Origin of the sequence: Methylobacterium sp. WL103, assembly GCF_008039885.1 — a bacterium.
Lineage (GTDB): Bacteria > Pseudomonadota > Alphaproteobacteria > Rhizobiales > Beijerinckiaceae > Methylobacterium > Methylobacterium cerastii.
The window spans coordinates 1-2,665 of the sequence record NZ_VRUX01000570.1; the positions used below are offsets into that span (position 1 = coordinate 1).

At 69.2% G+C, this 2,665-nt stretch carries 3 protein-coding genes; 2 read left to right on the forward strand and 1 reads right to left on the reverse strand.

Going from position 1 to position 2,665, the window contains the following annotated elements; genetic code table 11:
* Window positions 1-256 precede the first annotated feature (256 nt).
* Window positions 257-1,183: a histone deacetylase family protein gene (locus tag FV222_RS22440; protein ID WP_147753781.1), complete on the reverse strand. Its 927-nt coding sequence runs from the start codon at window positions 1,181-1,183 to the stop codon at window positions 257-259.
* 188 nt (window positions 1,184-1,371) lie between these two features.
* Between FV222_RS22440 and FV222_RS22445 the strand changes: the two genes are divergently transcribed.
* Entirely contained in the window at window positions 1,372-1,950 is a 579-nt protein-coding gene (locus FV222_RS22445) for a L,D-transpeptidase (RefSeq protein ID WP_147753780.1), read from the forward strand.
* Between the two features lie 389 nt (window positions 1,951-2,339).
* On the forward strand, window positions 2,340-2,665 hold a 326-nt coding region (locus FV222_RS22450), incomplete at its 3' end, for a hypothetical protein (protein WP_147815680.1).

Sequence of the window (2,665 nt, forward strand, 5' to 3'; positions counted from 1 at the left end):
CTGCGCCTCGACGCCGACGATCCGCGAGGCCGCCCGCCGGATCTCGTCGCCGGCCAGGAGGGCCGCGACGCCCAAGGCCGCCAGCCCGATCGCCCCACCCCAGATCCAACCGGAGGTCCGCCGCTGCCGCACCCGATCCATCCCCCCGAACACGCGGCTATCCTGCCGCCTCACCTTGAGGATGGCATTACCACACGATCCCGGTTTCGATTGCCGAATTGTCCCGAATTTCGCGCGATGTTTCTGCCGCTCTCCCTCAACGCCCCATCAGGGCGTCGACATGCGCGGAGACCGAGCGGCCGAGGCCGTCGAGGCTGTAGCCGCCCTCCAGCATCGAGACGAGGCGGCCGCCGGCATGGCGGTCGGCGACCTCCATCAGCTTGCGCGTGGCCCAGCCGAAGTCGGCTTCGGTCAGGCGGAGGTTGGCCAGCGGGTCGAGGTGGTGGGCGTCGAAGCCCGCCGACAGGATGATCACGTCGGGGGCGAAAGCCTCGACGCGTGCGAGGATGCCGGCCTCGAAAGCCTCGCGGAAGATCGCCCCGTCGTCGCCCGGGCGCAGGGGCACGTTGACGATGGTATCCTTCGCGCCGCGCTCGGAGGCGGCGCCGGTGCCGGGAAACAGCGGCATCTGGTGGGTCGAGGCGTACATCACGTCGGCGTCGTCCCAGAAGATGTCCTGCGAGCCGTTGCCGTGGTGCACGTCCCAGTCGACCAGCGCGACGCGGCTCGCACCCTTGGCGCGCGCATGGCGCGCGGCGATGGCGGCGTGGTTGAACAGGCAGAAGCCCATCGCGCGGGTGCGCTCGGCGTGGTGGCCGGGCGGGCGCATGGCGACGAAGGCGTTGCTGCACTCGCGCCCCATCACCGCGTCGACCGCGAGGATGCCGCCGCCGACGGCGCGCAGCGTCGCCTCCAGGCTGCCCGGCGACATCAGCGTATCCGAATCGATCGCGACCATCCCCTCCTTCGGGGCGGCGGCGACGATGGCCTCGACGTACTCGGCCGGGTGGGCGAGCGTTGCGACCGAGGCCTCGGCCTGGGGCGCCATGGTGCGCACGAGGCCGGCGAACCGCTCGTTCTCCAGCACGCGCTCGATCGCGCGGATGCGGTCGGGCCGCTCGGGATGTCCCTCGGGCACGGCGTGGTCGAGGGCCGCCGGGTGGCTCACGTACAGGGTCGTCACGATCATCCCTCCGGCTCGCGCACGCCGTCGCGCCGCGGACGCAGCTGTCGCAACCGGGCAACAGCCTTTGGCATTGTGCCCGCGGGCAACGCAGGAGGCTACGCCGAAGTGCCACCTGCGCCTATGCTCCGATCAGTTTCCGTCAACTCTGGTTCGAACGGCGGAGACGTGCTCGAGAGACGTCCGACATGCGCTTCGCCCCGATCATCGCGTGTGCCGTGCTGCTTTCGGGTTGCAACTTCAAGGCGGTGCCCGATCCGACCCTGTCGGCGCGGGACACCGCCTTCATGGCTTTGGTGCCGGACGCCGAGTTCGATCCGCACTTCGCCCGCTACCAAGTGACCGATCCGACGAAGGAGCGGCCCGGCACCATCGTGATCGAGACGATGGAGCGGCAGCTCTACCTCGTGCTGCCCGACGGCAAGGCGATGCGCTACGGCGTCACCGTGGGCGACGAAGCCTACGGCTGGAAGGGCACCGCCACGGTCGACCGCAAGGCGGAGTGGCCGGCCTGGAACCCGCCGGCCGAGATGGTCAAGCGCTGGCCGCACGTGCACCCGATGCAGGGCGGCCCCGGCAACCCCCTCGGCGCCCGCGCCCTCTACCTCTCCGACAAGGGGCGCGACACGCTCTACCGCATTCACGGCACCAACGAGCCGGAGAAGATCGGCCAGGCCGCCTCGTCCGGCTGCATCCGCATGCGCAACATCGACGTGGTCGACCTGTTCAACCGCGTACCGGTGGGTGCGACGGTGATCGTGCGCTGACGCGTGACCCTCGAGCAGTCTCCTCGCATCATTCCCGGGCTGCGAAGCTGCGAGCGGAATTCAGAACCGCTGACGCCAGCCAGATCCGACGCCGTCGGCGGTTCTGGATTCCGGGCTCGCCTGCGGCGCCCCGGAATGACGGAGCGAGCGGTCAGCGAATGGCGCTCCATCCACGCTCATAGAGAGCGGGCAGCCGTCGTCCGGTCTCGGTCGAAGCCGACATTCCGCCCGAAAAAAGCAAGATTCCCGAAACGCTCATTCGTGAGCACGCTTTAACCTGAACGCCGGTTCAGATTTGGCCGTTAACTTCTCAAGACGATCTGCCTCGTACAGTCCAATACATACGAGGACAGGCGGCGACCGAACAAAGGTCGCAGGAGAATTCGGTCATGATCAACGTTTCTCTTCAAGACTTCTGCAACCATGCCGTCGCCGAGGGCCGCATCACACCGGCCGACGTGAAGGCCCTGCTGCGCGACGTGCTGCCGGACGGGATCGCCCATCGCGACGAGGCCGACATGCTGATCGCCCTGGAGCGGGCGGTGCCCGACGCTGACACGGCCTTCGCCGACGCGCTGGTCGCCCTGGTCGTCGATTTCGCGGTCTGGGGCGAGCGTCCCTCGGGCTACGTAGACCGCGCCGTCGCCGCCTGGCTCTCCGCGTCGCTCGCCGGCCATACCGGCCCGACGCCGGCCGGCGTCGGGCCGGTATGGCG